A 21,251-nucleotide genomic window follows, 5' to 3' on the forward strand; every position below is an offset into this window, starting at 1 on the left:
ATTCCTCTGCTGCTTTACGCAACAGTCTGCAACTGTTTCCCCAGATCACAAGATGGCAAGGGCCGGAACAATGCAAAATCATGAAGTGCGCGTACACCCAGAGAGTGAACGCCTGAACCGCGCAGACCAACTGGCCTGGAAAATTGCACAGGTCGCGGCCGACCCGGTTGCGGTGGAACCTGCCGTAGCAGATATGATCATCAACCGCATGATTGACAATGCCGCCGTAGCCATGGCCTCGGTCAACCGCCATTCGGTCATGAGTGCCCGGACAGAAGCACTGGCCCACCGCAGGCCCGGCGGGGCCACGGTGTTTGGCATGGGGCCGGATGTACGGGTCCATGCGGAGTGGGCGGCATGGGCCAACGGCACCGCTGTGCGCGAACTGGACTACCACGACACCTTTCTGGCGGCTGAATACTCCCATCCGGGGGACAATATTCCCGGTATTCTGGCCGTAGCGCAGCAGTGTAACCGCAGCGGTGCGGACCTGATCCGCGGCATTGCCACTGGGTATGAAATCCAGATTGATCTGGCCCGCGCCATATGCCTGCACAAGCACAAGATTGACCATGTGGCCCATCTTGGCCCATCGGTTGCGGCGGGTATTGGCACGTTGCTGCGCCTGCCGCCATCGGTCATTTATCAGGCTATCGGGCAGGCGCTGCATGTTACCACCGCCACGCGCCAGAGCCGCAAGGGCGAGATTTCGTCCTGGAAGGCATACGCCCCGGCCCATGCAGGCAAAATGGCTGTGGAATCAGTCGATCGCGCCATGCTGGGCGAAACATCCCCAACCCCGATCTATGAAGGGGAGGATGGGGTTATTGCATGGATGCTTGATGGTAAAGATGCGCATTATACCGTGCCCCTGCCGGGTATGGGCGAACCCAAGCGGGCCATCCTGTCTTCCTTTACCAAGGAACATTCAGCCGAATACCAAAGTCAGGCGCTGATCGACCTTGCCTTCCGCATGGGCAAAAAAATCAGCAACTGGGAGGATGTGGAAGATGTGCTGATCGAAACCAGCCACCACACCCATTACGTGATCGGCACCGGCTCCAACGACCCGCAGAAGTTTGACCCACAGGCCACGCGGGAAACACTGGACCATTCCATTATGTATATTGTGGCTGTGGCATTGCAGGATGGATGCTGGCACCACGTGCGCTCCTACGAACCCGAACGGGCGCGCAGGCCCGATACGGTGCGGCTGTGGAAAAAAATCCACACGATTGAAAAACCCGAATGGACACAACGCTACCATGAGAGCGACCCCGACAAAAAAGCCTTTGGCGGGCGTATTGTCATCCGCCTGAAAAACGGCACCGTGCTGGCAGACGAGCTGGCCGTGGCCAATGCCCATACGCTGGGGGCAACGCCGTGGCAGCGTGCGGATTACATTCAAAAGTTCTGCACCCTGTCAGAAGGTATTGTGGATCCGGCGGAAGTTGAGCGTTTTCTGGCTGCCGTGCAGCGCCTGCCAGAACTCGGGGCGGGGGAACTCCACCAGCTTGAACTGCATATTCCGCCACAGGACATGCAGATCAACAGGGTGGAAGGCATTTTCAACTTCGGCCAGTCTGCTCTGGGTGCCAAAAATACCCGGCAGACCGCGGCCCTCACGTCCTGACAGACACATAAAGACCAAGGCAGGGGAGCAACAGCAATGCACACCGAACTGCACCGCACAAAACCCAAAAAATCCGTGGCCCTGTCCGGCACCGTGGCGGGCAACACGGCCCTGAGCACCGTCGGCCATAGCGGGAATGACCTGCATTACCGTGGGTATGACATAAAAGACCTTGCCCGTGCCTGCACGTTTGAGGAGGTCGCCTACCTGCTGATTTACGGCTTTTTGCCCAACACGGCAGAGCTGGAAGGGTATAAACGCCACCTGATGAGCCTGCGCGATATTCCCGATATTGTAAGGGCGGCTCTGGAACGCCTGCCGGCTTCCACCCATCCTATGGATGTCCTGCGTACGGCGGTGTCCGTTCTGGGGTGCGCCCTGCCCGAGCGGAGCGACTGCCCCACCGCGGGTGCGCGGGAAATTGCGGACAGGCTGGTGGCCTCCACCGCATCCATGCTGCTGTATTGGTACCATTATTCCAACCACGGGCGGCGGATAGACACCCATACGGATGATGCCAGTGCAGGCGGGCATTTTTTGCACCTTCTGCATGGGACCACTCCCCCCGATAGCTGGGTGCAGGCCATGCACACATCGCTCATCCTGTATGCCGAACATGAGTTTAACGCTTCCACCTTTGCCGCGCGTGTTGTGGCGGGCACCGGGTCGGATATGTATTCCGCCGTAACGGCCGCCATTGGTGCGCTGCGTGGCCCCAAACATGGGGGCGCGAACGAGGTGGCGCTGGACATCCAGCAACGCTACCACACGGCGGACGAAGCCGAAGCGGACATCCGCCGCAGGCTGGAGGCCAGGGAGGTGATTATCGGCTTTGGCCACCCGGTGTACACTCTGGCCGACCCGCGGAACGAAATTATCAAGGAAACGGCAAGGGACCTCTCCCGCCGCAACGGCACCATGCGGCTTTATACCGTAGCAGAGCGCATAGAGCGGGTTATGGCTGAACAGAAAAAGATGTTCCCTAACCTCGACTGGTTCAGTGCTGTTTCCTACAACGCCATGAACATTCCCACGGCCATGTTCACGCCTGTTTTTGTCATGGCCCGTGTGACCGGCTGGTGCGCGCATATTATGGAGCAGCGCATGGATGGAAAAATCATCCGTCCCTCCGCCAATTATACCGGGCCAGATGCCCGCCCGCTCATCCCTTTGCGTGAACGTGATGGACTGGAGTTCGCCGCATGACCTATCTGGTAGGCAAGGACCTGCCCGCAACGCCTGCGGGCCAGCGTTTTAAGGACATGATGCACCGCAAGGGCATTATGCAAATTCCCGGTGCACATAACGGGCAGGCGGCCCTGCAGGCAAAGGACTGCGGGTTTGGCGCGCTCTATCTTTCGGGCGCGGCCATGACCGCCAGTATGGGGTTGCCGGACCTTGGTATTATTACCATAGACGAGGTGTGTTTTTTCATCCGTCAGGTTGTGCGTGCCACGGGCCTGCCCGTACTGGTGGATGGAGATACCGGGTATGGTGAAACCCTGAACGTGATGAACATGGTCCGCGCGTTTGAAGAGGCCGGGGCCGCCGCCGTGCATATTGAAGATCAGGTTCTGCCCAAAAAATGCGGCCACCTGAATGACAAAAAACTCGTCTCCCCTCAGGAGATGGCGCAAAAAGTGGCTGCCGCCGCCCGTGCCCGGCGCGATATGGTGGTGATTGCGCGCACGGATGCCGCTGGCTCGGAAGGGCTGGATGGCGCGGTAGCCCGTGCAAGGCTGTATTATGAGGCCGGGGCAGACGCCATCTTCCCCGAGGCTTTGATATCGGAAGATATGTTCAGGGAGTTTGCGCGCCGCCTGCCTGATGTGCCTCTGCTGGCCAATATGACCGAATTTGGCCGGTCCCCCTATTTTACCGCCTCCGAGTTCGAGGCCATGGGGTACAGCATGGTCATATGGCCGGTCAGTTCCCTGCGGGCGGCCAACCGGGCACAGGCGGACCTGTATGCCACCATTGCCCGCACGGGGGGCACACAGGCCATGCTTGAGCGGATGCAAACCCGCGAGGAGCTGTACAAAACGCTTCGGTATTATGATTATGAAACACTCGATGCAGGCATTGTGGCCACGGTTCTCCCGCACATTGGACAGCCCGACCGCAACGCAGCCTGAAAACCGCAGACTTCTGTCCCACACAAACAACAAGAACAGGGGATACAAGACCATGACGGACCAAACACTCATCCCGGCGCGTGCCTACCCCCATTACCCGGCCATTATGTCTCCGGAGCAGTTGCAGGCCATGCGTGAACATGCCCGGCGCGACCCGGACGGGTTCTGGCTGCAACAGGCGCGGCGCATCCACTGGTGCTCGCGGCCCACACAGGGCTTTGCCGGCAGTTTTGAAAAAGACGTGTCCATAAGCTGGTTTGCAGATGGCACGCTGAATGCCTCGGTCTGCTGCATAGACCGCCACCTGACCGAGCGGGGCGACCAGGTTGCCCTGATCAGCCAGCGCGAGGCCGCAGGCCGCTCGGAAAGTCTGACCTACAAGGACCTGCACGAGCGGGTCTGCCGTCTGGCCAATGCCCTGACCCATCTGGGGGTGGAAAAAGGGCACCGCGTGGCCATCTGCCTGCCTATGGTGGCAGAGGCGGTTGTGTCCATGCTGGCCTGCGCGCGCATTGGTGCGGTGCATGTGGTGCTGTTTGGCGGGTTCTCGGCCGAAGGTATTGCCGAACGTCTGGTGGATAGTGGGGCTGTGGCTGTTATTACTGCCAATATGGCATGGCGTGGCAACAAGCCCGTGGCATACAAGCAGAGCATGGATGAAGCCTTGCGCAAGGCCGGGGGCAATAGTGGCGTGCACTCCATGCTGGTCGTGCGCACATCGGAAGAAGCCGTGCCCATGCTGCCGGGCCGGGACTACGATTTTCATGATTTTGTAGATAATTTCGAGGCAGATTTTGTGCCTGCCGTCATGCGGGCGGAGGACCCGCTGTTCATGCTCTATACCTCGGGCAGCACGGGCAAGCCCAAGGCGGTTGTGCATGCAACGGGTGGGTATATGGTCTGGGCGGCCTACACCATGGGCATGGTCTATACCCACCAGCCGGGCGATGTGCTGTGGTGCACGGCGGATGTGGCTTGGATTACGGGGCACACCTCGGTTGTGTATGGCCCGCTGGCCAATGGTGGCACCACCATGATCTCGGACAGTCTGCCTACTCACCCCCAGCCGGGGCGGTGGTTTGAACTGATTGATGAATACAAGGTGAGCATGCTCTTTACCGCGCCCACAGCCGTACGCGCCATGATGGCCGAAGGCGATGCGGTGGTGAACCGGTATAACCTTGGCTCCCTGCGCCTGCTGGGTGTTGCGGGTGAACCCATAAGCCCCGATGCGTGGCTGTGGTACCATGATGTGGTGGGCAAAAAACGCTGCCCCGTGGCCGATACGTGGTGGCAGACGGAAACCGCAGGCATTGTGCTTGGCCCCATACCCGGTGTGCATTCGCTCAAGCCCGGTTCGGCCACCATGCCCCTGCCGGGGGTGGAAATGGCCATACTCGACCCGCAGGGTAAAGTGGAGCAGGGTGCTGCGGAAGGTGCTTTGTGCATTGCGCGCTCATGGCCCGGTCAGGCGCGCACCATATGGGGTGACCATGCCCGCTTCTGCCAGACGTATTTTGCCCTTGCACCGGGCCTGTATTTTACAGGCGATGGCGCAAGGCGGGATGAGGACGGGTATTACTGGATAACCGGCCGCATGGATGATGTGATCAACATTGCCGGGCACCGCCTTGGCACGGCAGAGGTGGAGGACGCTCTGGGCGCGGACCACAGGATTGTGGAATGCGCGGCCGTGGGGGTGGAGCACCCGGTCAAGGGGCAGGCGCTGGTTGTGTTTGCCATCCCCCGCAAGGATGTAACCTCCGGGCTGGATGAGGAGGGCATAAGCCGCCTTGTGGTGCAGTTGATCGGGCGGTACGCAGCACCGGAGGCCGTGTATCTGGTGCCCGATCTGCCCCGCACACGCTCTGGCAAAATCGTGCGCCGCCTGTTGCGCAAGATCGCAAGTGGGGATACCAATGAACTGGGTGATCTGTCTGCCCTGAGCGATCAGTCCATTGTGCCGATGCTGCGCGAGCGCGTGTGGGGGCAAATGGCCTTTGGGCAGCCAGAAGCCGTGCAGGCCCGAGCCTGAGGCTTGGTGGCCAGCACGCAGCGGAATCTTGCTAAGCGCGGCAAGACCGGGGGGGTCGAGGCGGTAACGCCCCGGCCCTTCTGCTTATTCAGGCCATAGCCTGCGCGTGGGTCTGGCGTATTCGTGATTATTCCTGCGTGGCAAAGCCAATGGCGGGCATGCCACAAGGTGGGTAACCGGCAAGCAGGAGTACCCCCATGGCCGCCACTGCTCTCTCCCCCATTGACCGTACAACAGCCCGGCATGTTGTGGCCGCCTCCTTTTTGGGGTGGATGCTTGATGCCTGCGATTTTTTTATTGTCCTGTTCACGCTTGATAATGTGGCCCGCAGTTTTTCCACCTCGCTGGAGGTAGTGCTACTGGCCCCCACACTAACCCTTATCACCCGGCCCATAGGGGCTTTTGTATGCGGGCGCGCCGCAGATGCGTACGGGCGCAAACCGGTGCTGATCGGCACAATTACCATTTACTCGCTGATCGAGGTCTTATCGGCCTTTGCGCCCACGCTTACGGTTTTTCTGGTTCTGCGTGCCCTGTTTGGTGTGGCCCTTGGGGGGGAATGGGGGGTTGGCACCTCCCTGATCATGGAAAGTGTTCCACCGTCATGGCGGGGCACGGCATCGGGCATTTTGCAGGCCGGGTATCCGGCTGGGTATCTGCTGGCCTCGCTTATGTTCCTGCTCCTGCCCGTGCTGGGCTGGCGGGGGCTGTTTGTGCTGGGGGGCGGGGCTATTGTGTCGGCCATTTACATCTGGCTGCGTGTGCCCGAAAGCCCGGACTGGCTGGCCCGTCAGGCACAGGGGGCAGGGGCCGAGCGCCCGCCGGGCATGCTGGCGGTTGCACGCCAGAACATGGCCCTGTGCGTGTTTGCGGTGGCGCTTATGGCGGCCTTTAACTTCATGAGCCACGGCTCGCAGGATTTGTATCCCAAGGTGTTTCTGGCACTTGAGCGGCATGTGCCTCCTCCCTCCATTACCCTGCTGGCTGTGCTGTACAATCTGGCGGCCATTGCGGGCGGGGTGGTGTTTGGCGTGCTCTCCCAGCGTATCGGACGGCAGTATGCCATTGCTGTGGCCGCAGCGCTGACTATTCCGCTGCTGCCGTTATGGACCCTGCCGCATTCCATTTTCTGGCTTGGGGTGGGGGCTGTGTGCATCCAGTTCTGTATTCAGGGTGCGTGGGGGGTGGTACCGGCGTATCTGAGCGAACTCTCCCCTGCTTCTGTCCGTGCCACGTTTCCGGGGCTGGCGTATCAGTGCGGTAATCTTATTGCGGCTAGCAACGCACTTGTGCAAACCCGGCTTGCAGGGTGGATCGGGGCAGGGCTTGCTCCCGCCCTTATGCTCACTGTAGGGGGAGCAGCACTGGGAGTGCTGGTGCTGACCCTGCTGAACGCCCGCCTGCACCCGCAAAGCAGGCTGGGCTGAAAACCACAGACACGGAGAGGCATGCATGTACCGCCCAAACATCTGGTTCGCCCGGCTGCGTGGCCTTCTGCCTTTTGGCCTGTGTGGTGTGCTGCTGGCTACTGTTGCCAGCACTGTGGCCCCTGCCGCAACCAGAGTGGGGGTGGATGACCCGCGTGACCCGGCCCCGGTCCAGCCGTTGGCCAGCGCACTGGTGTTTGACAGGTTCGAGCACATAAAACCCCGCTCCATGGAGCTGAAGTTTACGGATGTCTCCGTGCAGGTGGATGTGGCAGAGCACCAGCCCTGCCCGACCCGTGGTATTCTGATGGATGATGAGGAGGGCGGAACCTCCCCCGAGCCAGGACAGTTCTGCACGGTTGCCACACTGGTTGCACAGGCCCCGAACCATCCGGCGTTCCGGCAGGTTATTGCCTCCCTGCTGACCGGAGATAACGGGGCGCTGGATACGCTGCATCTTGCCCTTTACCAGATGGAGGCGGGGGGTGGGCCACCTCAGCTCCTGCTCTCTGGTTACACGGGTGGCGCGCATTGCTGCACGGTCAGTGCTCTTGTTGGCACAGACCGCACTGGCACATGGCATGTGAGCGCACTGCCACCTCAGGACGGGGATGGCGTGTCCGGTGTCGTGGATATAAAACACGATAACGGGCGACAGCTTATCTTTCAGGACGAGCGCTTCAATTACAGGTTTGAAAGCTATGTCTGGTCGGTCAAGCCAATTGTGATTTATGAATACACACAGGGGCAGTTACGAAACGTCACCACGCAGGCGGCTTACCGGCCTTTCCTGCGCGCGTATTTCAGGCATGACTTTGCTCCTAATAACATGAGCGGGTTTGACCATGGGGCCGTGAATGGCTTTCTGGCCGCATATGTGGCCAATAGTGCCAACCTTGGCCAGTTGCAGGCCGGGTGGCAGTTCATGTTACGCCATTATAACCGCAAGACGGACAATACCGGTGTCGTCTGGTGCGCGCTGGACAAGTCCGTATGGAGCCGAGCGGGGCAGGAGGATTGCCCGGCACCATACGTGCGCACGGTGCCATACCCACAGCAACTGGCCCTGTTTTTGCTGCAAACAGGGTATATTACGCACGCCCAATGCGTGGCCCTTGGGTATGATCCGGAAAAAATACAGCAGGCGCAGGAGCAGGTTATTACGCGCACAACGGCCCGGTGGAAAGCAGCGCACCCGTAAAAGAAGTGTCTTTAATTTATAACAATCTATTCAAAACCTTCTGCATGCGCCTGCAAAGCGGGTCGGGCAGAGAAGATACAAAAAGAGATATGTGTTCATGCGTTATTTAAGGCTTCCCCTTCATCTGTGCCTGTTTCTGGCGGCTGTCTGCGGCACGCAGGCTCTGGCTGCTCCCGCGCAGGATGATTTTTCCGCTGTCGCTCGGGATGTTGGGCCGTTTGCCAGTGCAATTGTTTTTAACGCTGCGGATCGGTCATTTTCTCAACCTCTGAGTGTTACTGTCGGGGAGTTGAGCATGCGGGTGGAGTTTGCCGAGCACCAGCCCTGCCCCTCCCATGGCCTGCTGGAGTGGGAGGAGCAGGCTACGCTTTCACGCTCAGGGGGGCTTTGCAAGGTTGCCACACTGGTGGCCAGTGCTCCGGGTCACCCTGATTTCAGGCAGGTTATTGCAGCGCTCGGAGGCGGAGGAAAAGGGACACTTAGTGATCTCAACCTGTCTTTTTACTATCTGGAGCAAGGGGCAGTGCTGCCACAGCTTCTCCTGTCCGGTTTTACGGGGGGAACGCATTGCTGTCTGGTCAGTGCTATTGTGGGGGCAGGGGATGCGGGTCAGTGGTATGCGGTTCAGCTACCCAAACAGAATGGGTTCGGGCCGCCCTCGGTGGTGGATGTTGCTCATGATGGCGGGCGGCAGTTCATTTTTCCGGATAAACGGTTTGATGCCGTTTTTCCCTCGCATGATCTGTCTGTAGGGCCGGACGTTATTTATGAATACGCGCAGGGGAAGCTTAATGTCATCACCCGGCAGCCCCGCTTCAGGCCGTACATGGAACTGTCCGTCAGGATCTTGCCAACTGAGGAGGATGTACCTGTTCCCAGAAGCCGCGAGGTTAACGGGTATCTGGCAGGTTATGTGGCAACCAGTGCTAACGCCGGGCAATTGCAGGCCGGGTGGCGCTATATGCTGGCACGTTATAACCCGCAATCACCTTATCTGCTAAAATGGTGCACGCTGGATAAATCCGCGTGGGGTAAAGGGCGTACGGCCTGCCCGGCACCGTATGTGCGTACGGTGCCATACCCGCAGCAACTGGCCCTGTTTTTGCTGCAAACCGGGTATATTACGCACGCCCAATGTGTGGCCCTTGGGTATGATCCGGAAAAAATACAGCATGAGCAGGACGCAATCCGGGCGGCAGCCACGGCACACTGGCACGCAACACACCCCGGCTAGGCCTGCGTGCACCCTTTTGCGCCCCGTTGTTGGGCCAGAGGCCGGAGGTAGGGAGAATGGCACGGTATGACGTTGGAAAACCACATGGCGTTCATGCGCACTGGCGCAATGTACAATGACCTAGCACCAGAACTGGTGCAGGCCCGTGCGGATGCCGTTGTGCTGAGCAACCGTTACAATGCAAGTTTTGGCCGCCCGGCCGTCGAGCGGGAGGCGCTTTTACGCACCCTGCTGGGCCGTGTTGGCCAGCAGGTGCATTTTGAACCGGCATTACGGTGTGAATTCGGGCGTAATATTAGCATTGGTAATAATTTTTACGCCAATTTTGACTGCATCCTGCTCGATGCGGCTCCCATTACAATTGGGGATAATGTTCTGTTTGGCCCGCGTGTGGGCCTGTACACAGCCAACCATGCGCTGGATATGCACGAGCGCGCGGCAGGGGGCTGTTACGCGCAGCCCATTAGCATTGGCAGCGGTGTCTGGCTGGGGGCAGGGGTGCATGTTACCCCCGGTGTGAGCATTGGCGAGGGCAGCGTTATCGGCGCGGGCAGCGTGGTTACGCGTGATGTGCCCGCAGGTGTGGTGGCGGCTGGTGTGCCGTGCCGGGTGCTGCGCGCACTCACCCCGGCTGACCGTACCGGGTTTGCCCCCTAGCTCCGCACATGCGGGTTTGTGCCACACGCCATTGCACCGTAAACGAGGGGGAGAAAGCCGTGCCTAACCCTCTGCCAGCCGGAGTATCATGAACGATCTGTTTGCAGGCCACCATGTAGGCCAGTCCCGCCCGCTCAAACTGTCGGGGGATGTTGTCAGTACTGCCACCTATGGCGGGCCGGACGACTGCTACCGCTACACCCTGCGCCGGGTGTGGGATGTGGACAAGCCGCTGGTCATGTGGCTGATGATGAACCCATCGGTCGCAACCGAACACGGGGATGACCGGACCGTGGCCAAGTGCCAGCGTTACGCGCGCGCATGGGGCTATGGTGGCCTGTATGTTGGCAATACCTTTGCCTACCGCTGCACGGACCAGTTCCGCCTGCTGGAAACCCCGGACCCCATAGGCCCCGGCAACGATGCCGCTTTGCTGGACATGGCGCGCAAGGCCGATCTGGTCGTGGCGGCTTATGGCTCGCCCCACCACAAGGCGCTGCTCGCCCGTGGGCCGCAGGTTGTGCAGATGCTTCAGGACCACGGCATTGCGGTGTGTGCGCTACGGCTGAGCAATGCCGGGCGGCCGTGCCACCCGCTTTACCTGCCAGCGGAATTAAAACCGTTTGAACTGCCCGTGGCGTAAGCCGGGGCGCCCGGCAGGCTTTGCCCGGCTGGCCAGCAAAAAAGGCAGGTCTGGCGGGTTTGCCGCATGCGTTGGCCCATAATGGAGCCTGCCAGCAGGGCAGGGCGTAAAAACCCGGAGTTGACGGACGCGCTCCATACGTATCCCATAAGCACCAAAGGGTTACGCCACAAAAAAGGACAGGCATAAACGTGACAGAACGCAACACGCAGGCCCATGGTGGCTATCTGGCTTCGGCCGAATTTGCAGCCCAGCTTGACCGGCTGGGCGAGGTTGCGGCCCGCACGGGGCTGAATGTGGCTCCGGGCCAGCAGGTTATCATGACTGCTCCCCTGCATGCCGTGCCGCTGGTGCGCCGTATTACGGAACATGCGTACAGGGCTGGGGCATCGCTGGTCACCACATTCTATTCGGATGAGGAAACCACGCTGGCCCGCTACAAATATGGTGCGGAAAACACGTTTGATACGGCATCGGGCTGGCTGTCCGCCGGTATGGCGGAGGGCTTTCGCGCGGGGGCTGCGCGTATGGCCATTACCGGCTCCAACCCGGCCCTGCTGGCGGGGCAGAACCCGGACCACGTCTCCCGCGCCAGCAAGGCGGCGGCACGGGTTAACCGCCCGGCCATGGAGATCATTACCAATTTTGATGTGAACTGGTGCATTGTGGCGGCCGCAACCCCGGCATGGGCCATGCAGGTGTTCCCGGACCTGCCCGAGCAGCAGGCGGTGGAAAAACTCTGGCAGGCCATTTTTGCCGTCTCCCGCCTTACGGGGGATGACCCCGTAGCCCAGTGGGAGGCCCACAACGCCATTCTGCACCGCCGCGCAGCCTACCTGAACCATGTGCGCTACGACGCCCTGCATTTTTCCGGCCCCGGCACGGACCTGCTTGTTGGGCTGGCCGATGGGCATGACTGGGCTGGTGGTGCGGAAAAAGCAGGCAACGGCATTGTGTGCAACCCCAACATCCCGACCGAGGAGGTGTTCACCACCCCCCATCGCCTGCGGGTGGAAGGGACCGTGGCCAGCACCAAGCCTCTCTCGCATCAGGGTACGTTGATTGATGGGATCAGGGTCCGGTTTGAGGCCGGGCGTATTGTGGAAATGCACGCAACCCGTGGGCAGGATGTGCTGGAGCGTGTGCTGGATACGGATGAAGGAGCCAGAAGGCTGGGCGAGGTCGCGCTTGTGCCCCATTCCTCCCCCATCTCGCGCAGCGGCTTGCTGTTCCAGAACACGTTGTTTGATGAAAACGCCGCCAGCCACATAGCCCTTGGCCAGTCCTACACCAAATGCATGCGCGACACGCAGGGGCAGGACGAGGCCGCACTGGCCGCACGTGGGGCTAATACCAGCATGATCCACATAGACTGGATGATCGGTTCGGGTGAGATTGATGTGGATGGGCTGGACGCACAGGGTGGCCGCGTGCCGCTCATGCGGAAGGGCGAATGGGTGATTGAAGCATGAAGAGGTTGAAAAACATGGTTTTTATTCGCAAGGCGTCCACTGTACTGGGGGCTATGGCCCTGCTGCTGGCCGGGGCCGCACAGGCCCAGAGCGTTGCCCCCGTTGGCGGGAGCAGGCCGCAGGCCCCCTCCCTCACGCCTGAGCAGGTCGCCACCATGCAGCATGACATGGATACAGCCCTGCACTACAAACTGGCCCCCGATGTGCTACCCCGGCTGAGCGCCGCACTCCGGGCTATTCAGGCCGCCAAAATACAGCCGCCGGGGCATGTGGGCATGTCGCTTGACCAGCAGATCGCCCTTGTGGGGCAGGTGCCGGGGCTGGATGCCATTCTCAAGGCGCACGGGCTGGATGCGCGCAGCTTTGTCATGAGCCTGACCTGTGTGGGGCTGACCGGCAGCCTGCTCAATATTCCACCCGGCCAGGGGGGCGCGCAAATGCCTGTGCCCGACGCGGCCAATGTGGCTATTCTCAAGAACAACCCGCAGGCTTTGCAGGAACTGGTGGGTGTTCTGCGCGAGGGTGCGCCCGCCAGCAGCAGCGCGCAGGTCCACTAAGCCGCTTAATCCTGTTGGCCTGAGCCTGCGCGGTGTGGCAGGGTAATGCACCGCGCAGGGGCATGGCGGGTTTTGTCCACCATGCCATAAAGGCTACGGAGCAGGCCATGACAGCAACCACAGGATCAGGCGGCCTGCCCGGCGTGGGTAACTGGCTGGGGCAGGCTGTACAAAGTGCCGGGCAAGGCACCAGCATGGCCGATGGCGGGGCCGGGCAGGCTACCGCGCAGTCCCGCCTTGCCGGGGCTTTGCCCTCTTCCACAGCACTGGTGCAGAGTGCGCGCACGGCACTGGTTGCAGCACAGGCCCAGCAGGCCGAGGTTATGCTCACATTATCCGAAGGGGCAAAAACCCTGCTTGGCGGGACCTCCTCTGCCAGACAGCCCACGGCCAGTGCGGATAATAAGGCCACTGCGGCAGCAACCAGCCAAAATACCGCCGCCAGCATGGCAGGGCGTGTGCCCACAGGGGCCGGGACCACAAGCCTTGTTGCGGATCTTATGCAGGCCGCAAATACGGTGCTGAATGACCCTGCCGCCACAGCAGACCAGAAAGCCATGGCCAGCAGGCTTGTGCAACTGGCCACAGCCATGGCGGGCCAGTCCGCTGGTGGGGGAGGCAGTGCGCTTGCGGGTGGAATTGCCGCGGCCTTGCCCCTGCTCCAGTCCCTTGGGGCGCAGCCGGAAGCACCGGGCGCGCTGGGTGGGGCGGTTGTGACCACGGCAGGGCTGTACGGGCTGGTTGGCAACACAGTGCAGGACGGCAGGCTGGCCAGCGCCCTGCAGGGTATGACAGGCGCTCAGGAGGAGGAAATCGTGCTGCCCGGCGGTATTGTGCAGCTCCCGCAGGACGTGGAGGCCGGGACTGTGGCCGCACTCATGCCCGCATCCTCCGCAGGAGTGGGGGGGAGTTTGACCAACGCCCTTAGCAGCGCCCTGCTCCCAGACCTGTTCAGAGCACTTTCTGCCGTGCTGACAAACACCAATGCGACGGATGAGCAAAAAGCCGCCGCCACCGCCCTGCTCCAGATGCTGGAGACGGCAGACAACACGCTCGATATTCCTCAGGCCCTGCTTAACCCGCTGGTTGCCGCAGCCCTTATGCCCGCGCTCAGCCCCTCCCAGCGCGGGCGGCTTGTCCGCGCTGCTCTGGCGGAGGAGGTGGAGGATATGGGGCAACTGGCAGATACCGAACAGACCGCCCAGCCGGGTGTGGCAGGGTTGCGGGCGGCTTTGCGCAAAAATGCTGCGTATCTGGCAGCGGTGCAGACCCCCTTGCTGGACCACGCGCTCCAGTTAACCCGCAAGCAGGAGGCCGAAGCCGTGGCCGCCGCACTGGCAGGGTGGGGTTTTGCAGGCCGCAGCCGTGAGCAGTGGATGGATGAGGCACTGGATGTGTCCTCTATCATGGCTTTGTCCCAGAACCTTATGGCAGATTCCCCCTATATGGGGGCTTTGGCCAGCACCAGCCTGACCCCGATCCTGATCATGAGCTGGGCGGCACTTCTGTCCGGCTGCCTGCCTCGGGCCTACCCGTTTGTGCCGCGTGTGTGGCGGCGGGCAGATAAAAAGAAGTGGCGCAGAAAAAGCCCCAACCAGAAAATGGATTTCCAGAATCTGCTGTTCATGGGCGACGCGGTGGAGGCATAGGCCCACCCCGCTGCGTGCGCCCCTGCTGTGCGGGCGCTTACGGTGCGGTATCCTGCGTGCAGGTGGGTGTGGCGGGCAGGTCGAGCGTGCTGAGCGTGCCCTGCATTTTAAAATCGCCAAAATCCAGATGCAGCTGGTCAGACACGCCATTGGCAAAATAGCGCATGCCCATTTCGTATTCAGGCATCATGGTGTGGGCGTTGCGGTCGTAAAAGGCGATATGCACGTGCCCGGAGGCCAGTTTCTGCAAGGGTTGGTACGGCGTGTTGCCAGCCGGAGGGGGCGACCATGTGAGCAGGGTCACATAGGTATCTTCCGGCCCATCAGGCAGGGTGCCGTCAAACAGGGGGGTGGTCAGGTCTTTTTCACCTTGCCGGGCGGCACTTAAAATACGGGCCGTATGAGTTACGGGGAACAGGGTGCCCACGGGCAGGCGCAGCGTTTTGGCCAGCGGCTGGCGATACTGCACAACCCCGGACCCATCGGGGGCAAGGCTTGCCTCCCCGCTGACAACGCGCAGCAGTTTGCCGTTGCGTGTTTCCTGGCTTTTAAAGGTCAGGTGGCGGCCATCCAGACTTTCCTGCGCCGCATAGTCGGAGAGCAGGTGCTCCTCGCCCTGCTTGCGGGTGACACTCTGTATGTCCAGCCTCTGGTGGGAGGACCAGCCAAGGCAGGTCTTGAGCACGGAGTAGCTCATGCGCCCGGTAGCAGAGAGCGTTTGCCCGCCCGCAGATTCCACCAGCCCCAGATCATACACCGCCTGTTGTGACACAAGGGGGGATGTGGGGGCCGCCGCGCGTGCAGCCGGGCACAGCAGGGCAAGGGTAAGGCAGGCTGGGGCAAGAACTGCCAGCAGGGTGGTCTGGTGGCGCGGGGGGCGTATGGTCATACCCCCTACAAAAAAACATCCGGCGTGGTCATGCAACCAGCCGGATGAATGTTTGTGGTCTCAAAAAACGGTTATCAGTCTTTTTTAACCGTTGGTTTGGGCTTGGGCAGGTTGAGCGCGAGGGAAAGTTCCTTCATGCGCTCAGGGGCTACGGGGGCGGGGGCCCCCATCATCAGGTCTTCGCCCTGCTGGTTGAGCGGGAACAGAATAACCTCGCGGATGTTTGGTTCATCGGCCAGCAGCATCACAATGCGGTCCACGCCGGGGGCGGAACCACCATGCGGGGGCGCTCCGTAGCGGAAGGCGTTGAGCATGCCGCCAAAGCGGGCTTCCACCTCGCTTTCGGGGTAGCCTGCAATTTCAAACGCCCGCACCATCACGTCGGGCAGGTGGTTACGCACCGCACCGGAGGAGAGTTCGATCCCGTTGCATACAATGTCATACTGGTAGGCCAGAATATCCAGCGGGTCCTTGGTGTTCAGGGCTTCCAGCCCGCCCTGCGGCATGGAGAACGGGTTGTGGGAGAAGTCCACCAGCCCCGTTTCCTCATTCAGCTCGTACATGGGGAAGTCCGTGATCCAGCAGAAGCGGAAGGCGTTCTTCTCGATCAGGTCCAGTTCTTCGGCAATGCGGGTGCGCACAAGGCCGGAGAACTTGGCTACCTCATGCCCCTTGCCTGCGGCAAAGAACACGGCATCGCCCGCCTTAAGCTCCAGTTTGGCGCGAATGGCTTCTGCCCGTTCAGCCTCAAGGTTCTTGGCAATCGGGCCCTGCCCACCTTCGGCGTTGAAGGTGATGTAGCCCAGACCACCAGCCCCGTTCTCACGCGCCCAGGCATTGAGCTTGTCAAAGAACGAGCGGGGTTTGTCCCCCGCACCGGGGGCGGGAATGGCGCGGATTTCACCACCATCGGCGGCAATGCGGGCAAACAGGCCAAAGCCGGAGCCTGCAAAGTCTTCCGTGACGTCCGTAATCAGCAGCGGGTTGCGCAGGTCGGGTTTGTCGGAACCATAAACCTTCATGGCGCGGGCGTAGGGAATACGCTCGAACGGCGCGGTGCTGACCGTGCGGCCATTACCGAATTCGGTAAACAGCCCGCTCATGACCTCTTCCATCACCGCAAAAATTTCGTCCTGCGTGGCAAAGGCCATTTCAAAGTCAAGCTGGTAGAACTCACCGGGGGAGCGGTCCGCGCGGGAGGCTTCATCGCGGAAGCACGGAGCAATCTGGAAGTAGCGGTCAAACCCCGCCACCATGGCCAGCTGCTTGAACTGCTGCGGTGCCTGCGGCAGCGCGTAGAACTTGCCGGGGTGGTTGCGTGAGGGCACCAGAAAGTCGCGCGCCCCTTCGGGGGAGGAGGCGGTCAGGATAGGGGTTTGCAGTTCTACAAAGTTCAGGTTCGTCATGCGCTTGCGCATGCTGGCAATAACGGCGCAGCGCAGGCGGATGTTGGCGTGCACTTTTTCACGCCGCAGGTCGATGTAGCGGTAGCGCAGGCGCAGCTCGTCCGAATAATGTTCCTGCCCGGCTACCTGCAGGGGCAGCACGGCGGCGTGGGACTGCACGACAAAGTCTTTTGCGCGCACTTCAATATCACCCGTGGCAAGGTCGGGGTTGCGCGTACCTTCTTCGCGCAGGACCACTTCACCGGTTACGGTAATCACGCTTTCCACCCGGATGTGTTCAGCTGTTGCCATGACATCCGACCCGGCGGGGATGACAATCTGGGTCATGCCCGTTTCGTCCCGCAGGTCAATAAACAGCAGGCCGCCATGGTCGCGCTTGCTATGCACCCAGCCGGACAGGCGCGCGGTGGTGCCAGCATCGCTTGCGCGAAGGGCCGAGCAGCTATGGGTACGGTAAGGGTGCATGGTCTTGTCCCACAAATTGTGGCCCGGCCTGCGGGCGGGCACGTGTTTTGCCATAGAGAATTGGGGTGGAGGAAGCAGGGGCAGGGGCGTTATGTCAAGGCTGGTGCAGGCTTAGCCTGCCTGTTTTAGCGCTTGTGGGGCATTTTACGCGTTATTCAGCCCTGTGTGCTGCGGCGCAGGTCCGCGGCAAGGGCGGTAATGGAGTCTGCGCGCGTGTCCCATGCACAGACAAAGCGGTAAACACCCCCGAACAGGGTATGGAATCGCCACCCCTGTGCGCGCAGGGTGTTGGCTACATGCTCGGGCATGAGCGCAAACACGGCATTGCTCTGCACGGGCCATGCCAGTTCCACCCCATCCAGCGCCGTTATGGCCTGTGCCAGAGCCTGCGCGCTGGCATTGGCATGGCGGGCATTGGCCAGCCATGCGCCGGACTGGAGCATGCCCCGCCACGGGGCGGACAGGAGCCGCATTCTGGCGGCCATCTGCCCGGCCTGCATGGCGCGCTCGGCAAAGCCCTGAGCCAGCTGGGGGGTAAAAAACACCACCGCATCCCCCATGGCCATGCCGTTGCGGGCACCACCAAAGCTGAGCGCATCCACGCCGGATTGCCATGTCATGGCGGCGGGGGTGCATTCCAGCGCGGCCACGGCGTTGGCAAAGCGTGCGCCATCCATGTGCAGGCGTAACCCGTTGTCGTGGCAGGCATTGGCAATGGCGCGTATTTCGTCCAGCGAGTAGAGTAGGCCGTTCTCGGTCGGCTGGCTTATGCTCACGACTGCCGGGGTGGAGGCTCCGGGGCCACGTGCGCGGCGCATGGCCTGCGTAATGGCGGCGGGGGTCAGCTTGCCATCCTGCGTGGGAGGGGTGACCAGCTTTGCCCCACCGGAGAAAAACTCCGTCGCCCCCCGCTCGGATGTGTCCGCGTGGGCGATTTCGGAGGCAATAATGCTGCAATAGGGCGGGCAGAGTGTTGCCAGCACCAGCGCATTGGCCGCCGCACCGCTGAACACAAAAAACACGCGGGCCTGCGGGGCGGCAAACAGGTCCGCCACGGCCTTGGCCCCAAGGCGGGTCCATGCGTCATCCCCATAAGGTGGGGCGCTGGCGGAGGCTGCGCGGTTTATGGCTTCCAGCGCCTGGGGGCACAGGCCCGTATCATGGTCACTGCCAAATTGCTGCGTGGGTGTGGGGGCAGCAGGCTGGTGGGGGACGGGCTGAAAAGGCGGGTTCATGGCGGAGGCTCCGGCCGGGGTTGGGGTGTGCCAGATGGGGCACAGGGCGGGATAAAGGTGCCACAGACCAAGCCGGACCTTGCCTGTGGCGGGGTTTTGCTGTAAGGCCGCAGCCACCGCGCAGGCACCCCTGGAGGCCTGCGTGCTCAAGTTTTTCAGGAGAAGTCAAGGTGTCCAAAATTACAACAATCCAAGCTTCTGCGCGCGCGAAGGCTGGTAAGGGGGCAGCGCGTGCGACGAGGCGTGAAGGCCTGGTGCCCGGCGTTGTGTACGGTGGCAAGCAGGAATCCACGCTGATCGCGCTCGACCCGCGTCTGGTTGTCAAGGCAATCCAGACCTCTGGCTGGCGCTCACGCGTGTATGACATCCAGATCGAAGGCGGCAAGAACGAACGCGCTCTGGTGCGTGACGTGCAGCTCCACCCGGTCAAGGATTCGCCCGTTCACATCGACTTCCTGCGTCTGGCCGCTGGCTCGCGCGTGCATGTTGAAGTGGCCGTGCACTTTGTGGGTGAAGACAAGTGCCCCGGTATCAAGCGTGGTGGCATGCTCAACATCGTGCGTCACACGGTTGACGTGGAAGTGGCAGCAGAGAACATCCCCGAGTTCTTTACTGTTGACCTGACCAAGCTCGACATCAACGACAACGTGCGTTGGGACGATGTGCAGGGCACGGCAGGTGCAACGCCTGTTTCCCACGAAGCCAACTTTGTGGTTGCCTCCATTGCCGCACCGCTGGTTGACACCACTCCGGCAGAAGGTGCTGACGCTTCCTAATCGGGAGTTTAGGCAATCTGAAGCTTATGGAACGCGGGGGCACGTGCAGGCGCATGTGCCCCCCTTTCTGTTCATAAACACAAGGCAGAATCCGCAATGCTGCTCTGGGTCGGACTGGGTAACCCCGAGTCCTCCATGCGCCGGCACCGGCACAATGTTGGCTTTATGGCGGTCGAGGCCATTGCCGCCAGATACGGCTTTACGCCATGGCGCAACCGCTTCAAGGGTGAGGTAGCCGAGGGGCGCATAGGCGGCCACAAGGTGCTTGCACTGCTGCCCATGACCTACATGAACCGCTCGGGCGAGAGTGTGCAGGAAGCTGCGGCCTTTTACAAAATAGCCCCCGAGCAGATAACGCTTTTCCATGATGAGCTGGATCTGGAACCGGGCAGGCTGCGCATCAAGCGTGGCGGCGGTGCAGCGGGCCATAATGGCCTGCGCTCGACAGACAAGATGCTGGGCACGCCCGATTACTGGCGTGTTCGTATTGGCATAGGCCACCCCGGCGCCAAGGAACGGGTGCATGGCTGGGTGCTGGGTAATTTTACACAAACAGACCAGCAGGACTGGCTCGACCCCATGCTCGCCAGCATGGCCGATGCCGCCCCCCTGCTGGCGGATGGGCATGCCGACCGGTTTATGACCAAGGTTGCACTGCCACAAGGGAGCAAGGGCTGATGGGTTTTAACTGCGGTATTGTTGGTCTGCCCAATGTGGGCAAGTCCACCCTGTTCAACGCGCTTACGGCTACGGCCACGGCGCAGGCCGCCAACTACCCGTTCTGCACGATCGAGCCCAATGTGGGCCGCGTTGCGGTGCCGGACCCACGGCTGGACAAGCTGGTGGCTATTGGCAAATCCCAGCGTGAAGTGCCCACAAGCCTTGAGTTTGTGGATATTGCGGGCCTTGTGCGCGGTGCCTCCAAGGGGGAAGGGCTGGGCAACCAGTTTCTGGCCAATATCCGTGAGGTGGACGCCATTATCCACGTCCTGCGCTGCTTTGAGGATGATGATATTACCCATGTGGAAGGGGGCGTGGACCCCGTCCGGGATGCGGAGATCATTGAAACCGAGCTGATGCTGGCTGATCTGGATTCGCTGGAAAAACGCCTGCCCGCGCTGGAAAAACGCGCCCGCAACCGCGACAGCGAAGCCGTGGCCCAGATCGAGATCATGCAGCCCATTCTTGCGGCCCTGCGTGATGGCCGCCCTGCGCGCACCGCCATTCCCGCCGGGGAGGAGGAGACTGTCCGCCGCCTGCAGCTCATGACCAGCAAGCCCGTGCTGTACGTGTGCAACGTGGATGAAGACTCGGCCTCCACCGGCAATGCGTTCTCCGAAAAGGTGAAGGCCAAGGCCGAAGCCGAAGGGGCAGCGGTTGTTATTGTTTCCGCCGCGATCGAAGCTGAGGTGAGCCAGCTCGAAAACGAGGAACGCCGTGAATTCCTGGAAGGGCTGGGCCTGAGCGATAGCGGTCTGGACCGTGTGATTGCCGCAGGGTACAAACTGCTGGGCCTGAGCACCTACTTTACCGTAGGCCCCAAGGAGGCACGTGCATGGACCATTACGGTCGGCACCAAGGCCCCGCAGGCTGCTGCCGTTATTCACAATGATTTTGAACGTGGCTTTATTGCCTGCGAAACCATCGCATTTGACGATTATGTTCGATATAATGGGGAAGCAGGTGCCAAGGAAGCAGGACGCCTGCGGATTGAAGGCCGTGACTACGTTGTGAAGGACGGCGACATTCTGCTCTTCCGCTTTAATGTCTGATACGGCACTCTAAAGCGCATGATCAGGTCCGCCCCGGTGGGCGGACCACACACGATAAAAAGAAA

General features: G+C 61.2%; 18 protein-coding genes. 15 read left to right on the forward strand and 3 right to left on the reverse strand.

Going from position 1 to position 21,251, the window contains the following annotated elements; genetic code table 11:
- Positions 1 to 70: 70 nt before the first annotated feature.
- The 12 genes from HK20_RS03875 (at position 71) to HK20_RS03930 (ending at position 14,643) form a co-directional block, all read left to right on the forward strand.
- Complete coding sequence (locus HK20_RS03875; protein WP_086645779.1) at positions 71 to 1,633, forward strand: MmgE/PrpD family protein; 1,563 nt, start codon at positions 71 to 73, stop codon at positions 1,631 to 1,633.
- 36 nt (positions 1,634 to 1,669) lie between these two features.
- Positions 1,670 to 2,839, forward strand: a complete 1,170-nt coding sequence (gene prpC / locus HK20_RS03880) for a 2-methylcitrate synthase (protein ID WP_086645780.1) — start codon at positions 1,670 to 1,672, stop codon at positions 2,837 to 2,839.
- Positions 2,836 to 3,768 (forward strand): methylisocitrate lyase, encoded by a 933-nt coding sequence (gene prpB, locus HK20_RS03885; protein ID WP_086645781.1) that lies wholly within the window; start codon positions 2,836 to 2,838, stop codon positions 3,766 to 3,768. Before prpC ends, prpB begins: the two co-directional genes overlap by 4 nt.
- Positions 3,769 to 3,820: 52 nt before the next feature.
- Positions 3,821 to 5,803, forward strand: a complete 1,983-nt coding sequence (gene acs / locus HK20_RS03890; RefSeq protein WP_233129070.1) for an acetate--CoA ligase — start codon at positions 3,821 to 3,823, stop codon at positions 5,801 to 5,803.
- A 197-nt stretch (positions 5,804 to 6,000) separates the two neighbouring features.
- A complete protein-coding gene (locus tag HK20_RS03895; RefSeq protein WP_086645783.1) occupies positions 6,001 to 7,230 on the forward strand; it encodes an MFS transporter in 1,230 nt (409 codons plus the stop codon).
- Positions 7,231 to 7,255: 25 nt separating this feature from the next.
- The gene (locus HK20_RS03900) at positions 7,256 to 8,431 is read left to right on the forward strand and encodes a hypothetical protein (protein WP_086645784.1); all 1,176 of its coding nucleotides are present in this window, start codon (positions 7,256 to 7,258) and stop codon (positions 8,429 to 8,431) included.
- 97 nt (positions 8,432 to 8,528) lie between these two features.
- Entirely contained in the window at positions 8,529 to 9,665 is a 1,137-nt protein-coding gene (locus HK20_RS03905; protein WP_086645785.1) for a hypothetical protein, read from the forward strand.
- A gap of 66 nt (positions 9,666 to 9,731) precedes the next feature.
- The gene (locus tag HK20_RS03910; RefSeq protein ID WP_086645786.1) at positions 9,732 to 10,322 is read left to right on the forward strand and encodes a sugar O-acetyltransferase; all 591 of its coding nucleotides are present in this window, start codon (positions 9,732 to 9,734) and stop codon (positions 10,320 to 10,322) included.
- 88 nt (positions 10,323 to 10,410) lie between these two features.
- A complete protein-coding gene (locus HK20_RS03915; RefSeq protein ID WP_086645787.1) occupies positions 10,411 to 10,965 on the forward strand; it encodes a DUF1643 domain-containing protein in 555 nt (184 codons plus the stop codon).
- 191 nt (positions 10,966 to 11,156) lie between these two features.
- On the forward strand, positions 11,157 to 12,437 hold the full coding sequence (locus HK20_RS03920) for an aminopeptidase (protein ID WP_369823012.1): 1,281 nt from the start codon (positions 11,157 to 11,159) through the stop codon (positions 12,435 to 12,437).
- On the forward strand, positions 12,434 to 12,994 hold the full coding sequence (locus tag HK20_RS03925) for a hypothetical protein (protein ID WP_086645789.1): 561 nt from the start codon (positions 12,434 to 12,436) through the stop codon (positions 12,992 to 12,994). Before HK20_RS03920 ends, HK20_RS03925 begins: the two co-directional genes overlap by 4 nt.
- A 107-nt stretch (positions 12,995 to 13,101) precedes the next feature.
- Positions 13,102 to 14,643 (forward strand): hypothetical protein, encoded by a 1,542-nt coding sequence (locus tag HK20_RS03930; RefSeq protein ID WP_143296446.1) that lies wholly within the window; start codon positions 13,102 to 13,104, stop codon positions 14,641 to 14,643.
- A 37-nt stretch (positions 14,644 to 14,680) separates the two neighbouring features.
- On the opposite strand, the gene HK20_RS03935 is transcribed toward HK20_RS03930, so the two are convergent.
- The 3 genes from HK20_RS03935 to HK20_RS03945 all read right to left on the reverse strand — a co-directional run bounded on the left by HK20_RS03935 (position 14,681) and on the right by HK20_RS03945 (position 18,638).
- A complete protein-coding gene (locus tag HK20_RS03935) occupies positions 14,681 to 15,532 on the reverse strand; it encodes an EipB family protein (RefSeq protein WP_086645791.1) in 852 nt (283 codons plus the stop codon).
- 74 nt (positions 15,533 to 15,606) lie between these two features.
- Positions 15,607 to 17,403 carry an aspartate--tRNA ligase gene (aspS, locus tag HK20_RS03940; RefSeq protein WP_086645826.1) on the reverse strand — a complete coding sequence of 599 codons (1,797 nt, stop codon included), beginning with the start codon at positions 17,401 to 17,403 and terminating at the stop codon, positions 15,607 to 15,609.
- Between the two features lie 155 nt (positions 17,404 to 17,558).
- Complete coding sequence (locus tag HK20_RS03945; RefSeq protein ID WP_086645827.1) at positions 17,559 to 18,638, reverse strand: low specificity L-threonine aldolase; 1,080 nt, start codon at positions 18,636 to 18,638, stop codon at positions 17,559 to 17,561.
- 170 nt (positions 18,639 to 18,808) lie between these two features.
- Here HK20_RS03945 and HK20_RS03950 point away from each other — a divergent pair, with 170 nt between their 5' ends.
- The 3 genes from HK20_RS03950 to ychF all read left to right on the forward strand — a co-directional run bounded on the left by HK20_RS03950 (position 18,809) and on the right by ychF (position 21,186).
- Positions 18,809 to 19,414 carry a 50S ribosomal protein L25/general stress protein Ctc gene (locus tag HK20_RS03950; protein WP_086645792.1) on the forward strand — a complete coding sequence of 202 codons (606 nt, stop codon included), beginning with the start codon at positions 18,809 to 18,811 and terminating at the stop codon, positions 19,412 to 19,414.
- A gap of 96 nt (positions 19,415 to 19,510) precedes the next feature.
- Positions 19,511 to 20,092, forward strand: a complete 582-nt coding sequence (gene pth, locus HK20_RS03955; RefSeq protein WP_086645793.1) for an aminoacyl-tRNA hydrolase — start codon at positions 19,511 to 19,513, stop codon at positions 20,090 to 20,092.
- Positions 20,092 to 21,186: a redox-regulated ATPase YchF gene (gene ychF, locus HK20_RS03960; RefSeq protein WP_086645794.1), complete on the forward strand. Its 1,095-nt coding sequence runs from the start codon at positions 20,092 to 20,094 to the stop codon at positions 21,184 to 21,186. The genes pth and ychF overlap by 1 nt, the downstream gene beginning before the upstream one ends.
- Positions 21,187 to 21,251: the final 65 nt, after the last annotated feature.

Source organism: Acetobacter sp. DsW_54 (assembly GCF_002153575.1).
In the GTDB taxonomy this organism is placed as follows: domain Bacteria; phylum Pseudomonadota; class Alphaproteobacteria; order Acetobacterales; family Acetobacteraceae; genus Acetobacter; species Acetobacter fabarum.

Bases quoted from the DNA above. Each gene is read 5' to 3' on its own strand.
- HK20_RS03875 (WP_086645779.1), top strand. From the start codon at position 71: ATGCAAAATCATGAAGTGCGCGTACACCCAGAGAGTGAACGCCTGAAC.
- prpC (WP_086645780.1), top strand. From the start codon at position 1,670: ATGCACACCGAACTGCACCGCACAAAACCCAAAAAATCCGTGGCCCTG.
- prpB (WP_086645781.1), top strand. From the start codon at position 2,836: ATGACCTATCTGGTAGGCAAGGACCTGCCCGCAACGCCTGCGGGCCAG.
- acs (WP_233129070.1), top strand. From the start codon at position 3,821: ATGACGGACCAAACACTCATCCCGGCGCGTGCCTACCCCCATTACCCG.
- HK20_RS03895 (WP_086645783.1), top strand. From the start codon at position 6,001: ATGGCCGCCACTGCTCTCTCCCCCATTGACCGTACAACAGCCCGGCAT.
- HK20_RS03900 (WP_086645784.1), top strand. From the start codon at position 7,256: ATGTACCGCCCAAACATCTGGTTCGCCCGGCTGCGTGGCCTTCTGCCT.
- HK20_RS03905 (WP_086645785.1), top strand. From the start codon at position 8,529: ATGCGTTATTTAAGGCTTCCCCTTCATCTGTGCCTGTTTCTGGCGGCT.
- HK20_RS03910 (WP_086645786.1), top strand. From the start codon at position 9,732: ATGACGTTGGAAAACCACATGGCGTTCATGCGCACTGGCGCAATGTAC.
- HK20_RS03915 (WP_086645787.1), top strand. From the start codon at position 10,411: ATGAACGATCTGTTTGCAGGCCACCATGTAGGCCAGTCCCGCCCGCTC.
- HK20_RS03925 (WP_086645789.1), top strand. From the start codon at position 12,434: ATGAAGAGGTTGAAAAACATGGTTTTTATTCGCAAGGCGTCCACTGTA.
- HK20_RS03930 (WP_143296446.1), top strand. From the start codon at position 13,102: ATGACAGCAACCACAGGATCAGGCGGCCTGCCCGGCGTGGGTAACTGG.
- HK20_RS03935 (WP_086645791.1), bottom strand. From the start codon at position 15,532: ATGACCATACGCCCCCCGCGCCACCAGACCACCCTGCTGGCAGTTCTT.
- aspS (WP_086645826.1), bottom strand. From the start codon at position 17,403: ATGCACCCTTACCGTACCCATAGCTGCTCGGCCCTTCGCGCAAGCGAT.
- HK20_RS03945 (WP_086645827.1), bottom strand. From the start codon at position 18,638: ATGAACCCGCCTTTTCAGCCCGTCCCCCACCAGCCTGCTGCCCCCACA.
- pth (WP_086645793.1), top strand. From the start codon at position 19,511: ATGCTGCTCTGGGTCGGACTGGGTAACCCCGAGTCCTCCATGCGCCGG.
- ychF (WP_086645794.1), top strand. From the start codon at position 20,092: ATGGGTTTTAACTGCGGTATTGTTGGTCTGCCCAATGTGGGCAAGTCC.